Origin of the sequence: Occallatibacter sp., from assembly GCF_049582745.1 — a bacterium.
Lineage (GTDB): Bacteria > Acidobacteriota > Terriglobia > Terriglobales > Acidobacteriaceae > Telmatobacter.
In genome coordinates this window covers 1-5057 of record NZ_JBAUUO010000106.1, presented here as the reverse complement: position 1 = coordinate 5057, position 5057 = coordinate 1, and the positions used below count along the sequence as shown (strand labels likewise).

Genomic DNA, 5057 nt, shown 5'->3' with positions numbered 1-5057 from the left:
CGCAAGGTCATCGTCGGCGGCGGCTACGGCCCGGGATTCAAGTACTTCACGCATCGCGTTGGCCACGGCATCGGGATGGACGGTCACGAGTGGCCTTATCTCGTGAGAAATGACATGTTCGGTTGGGATCTGGCGCCGCACCTGCAGGCAGGCATGACCTTCAGCGACGAACCCGGAATCTATATTCCCGGCGAGTTCGGCATTCGCCTTGAAGACGATATGCACATCACCGCGAGTGGCGCCGAGTTGCTGACGCCGCAATGCCCATCGCTGGAAGATCCCTTCGGCAACGTGACCTAGGCACGCGCCCTCAGTTCGCGCCCTTCACCATTTTCACGATCGGCAGCGCCTCGCCGTTCTTCAGCGGCACTGCGATGCGTTCGGTCTCGATGTAACCCTTGAGGCGGTAGAGCGGCACTCCCGTGAGAGTGGAGCCCATCTCAAAGCGGCGAAATCCTGCGGCGTAGGCCGCATTCTCGACCGTGGCCAGAATCAGTGACCCCAGGCCCTGCCGTGCAAAATCGGGATGCACAAAGATGGCTCGCACCTTTGCCGCATCTACCGACGGATCCAGTAATTCCGATTCGCGGCCCGGGCCGGCATCGGCGCCAAACAGCGTCTTCCGCTTCGACCAGCCGCCGCACCCCGCGGCGTGCCGCGCTTTTGTGTTTTGGTCCAGGATCTCAGCGATGAAGTAAGTGCGGTCGCGTATCAGTTGTGTATCCAGCCCCAGCACGGTTCCCAGCGCACCCTCAATCTGAGCCGGCGCATAGTCCTCAGCTTGCAGTCCACGCACTGATGCTTCAACCAGCGCATGCAGCGCAGGAACATCGTCGTCGGTCGCAAGACGCAACTGAAAAGTAGCTTTCATGCTCGATTGTGCGAGATTCCCGCGATCAGCGGCCGGTGATAATCTTGCCGGCGCGGTCGTACGATCCCAAGTTGAAGACGTTTTTATATCCGAGAGCCTCAAGCTTTTTCTTGGCCATCGAACTGCGCACCCCCGAAGAGCAGTGCAGCAGCAGCGGCTTGTTCTTATCCTTGACCATCGAGGTCGCGAGCATCTCAATACGATCCAGCGGCATGTTCTGCGCCCGCATCAGATGCCCGGCTTCATACTCATTCGGGTTTCGAACGTCGACAATGATCGCTCCGTTTTTCAGATATTCCGTGGCATCTTTCGACGAAACCTGGCCGGAACGCTTCATGTACATGTAACCAAGGGCCAGTACCAGAACAACTAAAAAGCCGATCCAAGACATAGAACGAGTTTACCGCCTTTTATGAAATCCGGCCCGGCTCATGCACACGCCTCAAGTACACTTGCCCTGCCTGTTTGGTTTGTTTCTTAAATCACAGCTAACGCGAACGGCCGCGAACGTCAGGCCTTAGCTACTTCCACCAGGACGGAGTAGAACGTGGCTCCCGCGCCAATATCCGTGAACCTCTCGCTCGTCAGTGTGTTCACATTCACGCCGCCTGTATTGAATTTGGCCCAGTCCAACCGCCCAGCCACCACACCTTCTGCAACAGCGCCATCGACCAGCGCGGTCAGCAGGATTTCTCCGCGATCGTTCCACACGCGAACCTTGTCGCCATCCGCAATGCCCCGCGCCTTCGCGTCCGTGGGATGCATTTCCAGCCGCTGGCTTGTCCGCGCTTCCATCTTGCGATGCCCGTCAAGATTCGCGAAGGTCGAGTTCATGTAGTTATCCGCTTTCCTGCTCAGAAACTCCAGCGGGAAGCGCTCCGCGCCTTCACCCCAGCGCGATTCGGATGGCGGAGTGAAGCCGGGGACCGGATCCTGCCCTTGCGCGGCAAGCGTTGCCGAATAAAACTCGATCTTTCCGGAAGGTGTTGGGAGCGGACCCGAAGCAAACGGCAGGAATGGCGCGCTCTCCGGTTCGCGATGAAATGCCAGCGGAATGTGCCCCACCTCTTTTAAATCCTCGAAGCCGATGTGCCCCATGTCGGGATTTTTCGAGCGTCCGTCGAGCCCGATTGCAAGCGCCTGGCGGATCAACTGCTCTTCGGTGTCGCGGAAGCACTGCTCAGTGAAGCCCATGGTCTGGGCCAGTTGGCTGAAGAGCCACACATTCGACCGCGCCTCGCCCGGTGGTTCGATGGCCTGATTAGATAGCTGCACAAAGTAGTGCCCGTAGGCGCCCTGAATATCGGTATGTTCGAGGAACGTCGTCGCCGGCAGCACGTAATCCGCGTAGTCGGTTGTGTCGTTGAGGAACAGATCGTGCACCACCGTAAACAGATCCGTCCGCGCCAGCCCGCGGCGCACGGCGTTTTGGTTCGGCGCAACCGCTCCAGGATTTGAGTTGTACACAAACAGCGCATGCACCGGCGGACCGCCGCTCAGCACATCATTATCGGTAGAATTGTGGCTTTCTATTCCCTGCGTCAGCGCCTGTCCCAGCACCGACATGTTCACCACGCGGGCCTCGCGCCCCAGCGGCGAATCGAGCGCCAGGTCTCTCCGTTCCAGCTCGCGCTTGTTCCACGCAAACGCGCCGGAGGTCGACAGAGCACCGCCGCCGCCACGATATTTCCACGCTCCGGTAAGTGCCGGCAGCATAGCAATGGCCCGCACCGCCGTGCCGCCGTTTTCGCTGCGCTGCACGCCATAGTTCAGGCGCAGGGCGGCCGGCCGCGTGGTCGCGTATTCGCGCGCCAGACGCTCCACTTGGGCAGCGGTCATTCCTGTCCATCTTGCTACGCGGTCGGGCGTGTATTCGCGAGCCCGCTCGCCAAGCTGCGCAAACCCGTGCGTCATCTCGTCAATGTAGGCGCGATCTTCGAGGCCTTCGCGCAGGATCACGTGCATCATCCCCAGCGCCAGCGCCGCATCCGTTCCTGGTCGGATCGCAATATGCCAGTCGGCCAGCGCGGCCGTGCGCGTCTTGTAGGGGTCAATCACGATCAGCCGCGCGCCATTGCGCCGCGCCTGCTCAACCATGGGCCAGAGATGGATGTTGTTGCCGTGGATGTTCGCGCCCCACGCCACGATCAGTTTCGCCCGACTAAAATCTTCCGTTGGCGTTCCAAGCTTTTTGCCGTAGACCAGGTTCCAGGCCACGCCCCCGGCCTCTGAACAGATTGTCCGGTCGAGCTGGCTGCCGCCAAGGCGGTGAAAGAATCGCCGGTCCATCGATCCGAATCCAAGCACCCCGATGGTGCCTGCGTAGCTGTAGGGAAGGATGGACTCCGGCCCATAGGTTTCGCTGATTTGCTGCAATCGGGAAGCGACGGCGCTCAGTGCCTCGTCCCAGCTGACGCGCTCAAAGGCCTGGTGATCCTCGCCTCGTTTCAGGGGTCGCTTAGCGACGCCGATTTTCCTGCGGAGCGGGTAGAGAATGCGTTGCGGGGCGTAGACCCGGTCGAGGTACTTCGCCACCTTGCCGCACAGGAATCCCTGCGTCACCGGTTGCGAGAGATCACCCTGGAGTTTCACGGCTCGTCCGGCCGCATCGACGGTCACCAGCACGGCGCAGCTATCCGGGCAGTCGTGCGAGCAAACCGTATGCACCACACGAAATGGGGAAGTTGCAGCCGCGGCTATCATGGACTCATTGTAAGCTGATTGCGAGTCCCTGAGCCTTGGAGGTCAGCCCATGAAACGCGTCCTGTCGTTCCTTTTCCTTCTCCTTGCCGCGCTGTCGGTGAATCTTTTTTCCGCGCGGGCGGAGACCCCCAAACCGCAGGCACCGGCTGACGAAACAGAGATTCGCGCCGCGATCAAGGCCCAGTCCGAGGCGTGGAACCGCGCCGATATCCAAACTTTCATGCAGGCCTACGAGGACTCGCCCGACACTACCTTTATCGGCCTGACGCTGCGCAAGGGATTCCAGCCCATTCGCGAGCGCTACATGCTCAACTACACCACCCCCGAACAGATGGGCAAACTGAGCTTTGACGACCTCGACGTTCGGCTGCTCCCCAACTCCTGCGGCAAGACGGAATACGCTGTCGTGACCGGCAAATTCCACCTTGCCCGCACCGCGCACGGCGAGGCCAAGAAGGATGACGGCATCTTTTCTCTCGTATGGCGCAAAGGCCCGCATGGGTGGAAGATCATCATGGACCACACCAGCTAGGTCGATTCCAGGTAATGGTCCTTGACCATTACCCGATTCCAGGGAAAAGCCGCAACTATTTTCCCCTTCACACGAAACTGCTGGTACTCTCAATCAGCTTCCTTCAGAGCGATATCGCGCCCGTTCGGCCCTAGCGGTCTTGCGGATATGGGCCATCCTTTGGGCACTCAGATTCCTGATTGGAGAACTTCTCCGCGAATTGAGGCAGGCATGCAGATCTCTCGACCGGACTCCAGACCATCAAAGTCATCAAAGTGGTTCGCAACTCCTGGCCGCCGCCTGGGCGTCGCCGCTTTTGCCGGGCTAACCGTTCTCCTCTGCTCGGGCTCAACCGCACCTACCCAATGCCAGAGCAGTATCGGTCCATCCGGCGGCGAAGTTGCCGGCGTCGCTATCGGCGTCGGTGCGGTCATCGCTGTGGCGATTATCGTCCCGGTCGAGATCAGCCACAGCCATCACATCGTGACCGGGTGCGTGATGACCGGCGCCAACGGACTCGAGTTGCAGACCAGTGAGGGAAAGACCTACGCGCTCGAAGGCGACGCCGCCAGCATCAAGGTTGGCGACAAGGTGAAGGTTCACGGATCGAAGATCAAGAAGACCAAAGACAGTACCGGCCCTGGAGTCTTCAGGGTCGAGAAGCTCAATCGGGATTACGGCCCGTGCCGGGATGCATCCACGGCCTCTTCGCCCGCGCATTAGTCACCGCTGTTGCAAAAAGCGGGTGCACCGCCAGCGTCAAATGATCGCAACACACAAAAAGCCCGCCTGACGGCGGGTCTTTTGTTTTGAAGGCAGCCAACACCTGCTCGATGCGAGTGCACCTAGCCTGCATTTCTCACGGGGAGTAGGCAAGAAGTAAAGGTCCGGGAAAAAGAAAGTGGGAAAAGGCCGCTGTTTTTGTGGCATAACTGCGTTGTCGAAGCGTAGCTAAATGCTTACAAAAGGAGC

6 protein-coding genes are annotated in these 5057 nt (G+C 59.8%); 3 read left to right on the top strand and 3 right to left on the bottom strand.

Going from position 1 to position 5057, the window contains the following annotated elements:
- A partial coding sequence (locus WCA10_RS16190; RefSeq protein ID WP_472823550.1) for a M24 family metallopeptidase occupies positions 1–300 on the top strand: 300 nt, incomplete at its 5' end.
- A gap of 10 nt (positions 301–310) precedes the next feature.
- On the opposite strand, the gene WCA10_RS16185 is transcribed toward WCA10_RS16190, so the two are convergent.
- From WCA10_RS16185 to WCA10_RS16175, 3 genes are all read right to left on the bottom strand, one after another.
- A complete protein-coding gene (locus tag WCA10_RS16185) occupies positions 311–871 on the bottom strand; it encodes a GNAT family N-acetyltransferase (RefSeq protein ID WP_472823549.1) in 561 nt (186 codons plus the stop codon).
- Between the two features lie 25 nt (positions 872–896).
- Positions 897–1262: a rhodanese-like domain-containing protein gene (locus WCA10_RS16180; protein WP_472823548.1), complete on the bottom strand. Its 366-nt coding sequence runs from the start codon at positions 1260–1262 to the stop codon at positions 897–899.
- 119 nt (positions 1263–1381) lie between these two features.
- Entirely contained in the window at positions 1382–3574 is a 2193-nt protein-coding gene (locus tag WCA10_RS16175; protein ID WP_472823547.1) for a molybdopterin-containing oxidoreductase family protein, read from the bottom strand.
- Between the two features lie 49 nt (positions 3575–3623).
- Between WCA10_RS16175 and WCA10_RS16170 the strand changes: the two genes are divergently transcribed.
- Positions 3624–4106 (top strand): YybH family protein, encoded by a 483-nt coding sequence (locus WCA10_RS16170; protein WP_472823546.1) that lies wholly within the window; start codon positions 3624–3626, stop codon positions 4104–4106.
- A gap of 210 nt (positions 4107–4316) precedes the next feature.
- Complete coding sequence (locus WCA10_RS16165) at positions 4317–4808, top strand: DUF5818 domain-containing protein (RefSeq protein ID WP_472823545.1); 492 nt, start codon at positions 4317–4319, stop codon at positions 4806–4808.
- The last annotated feature ends 249 nt before the right edge of the window (positions 4809–5057 follow it).

Excerpts from the sequence above, each read along its gene's own strand:
- WCA10_RS16185 (WP_472823549.1), bottom strand. The coding sequence starts at position 871 with ATGAAAGCTACTTTTCAGTTGCGTCTTGCGACCGACGACGATGTTCCT.
- WCA10_RS16165 (WP_472823545.1), top strand. The coding sequence starts at position 4,317 with ATGCAGATCTCTCGACCGGACTCCAGACCATCAAAGTCATCAAAGTGG.
- WCA10_RS16175 (WP_472823547.1), bottom strand. The coding sequence starts at position 3,574 with ATGATAGCCGCGGCTGCAACTTCCCCATTTCGTGTGGTGCATACGGTT.
- WCA10_RS16180 (WP_472823548.1), bottom strand. The coding sequence starts at position 1,262 with ATGTCTTGGATCGGCTTTTTAGTTGTTCTGGTACTGGCCCTTGGTTAC.
- WCA10_RS16170 (WP_472823546.1), top strand. The coding sequence starts at position 3,624 with ATGAAACGCGTCCTGTCGTTCCTTTTCCTTCTCCTTGCCGCGCTGTCG.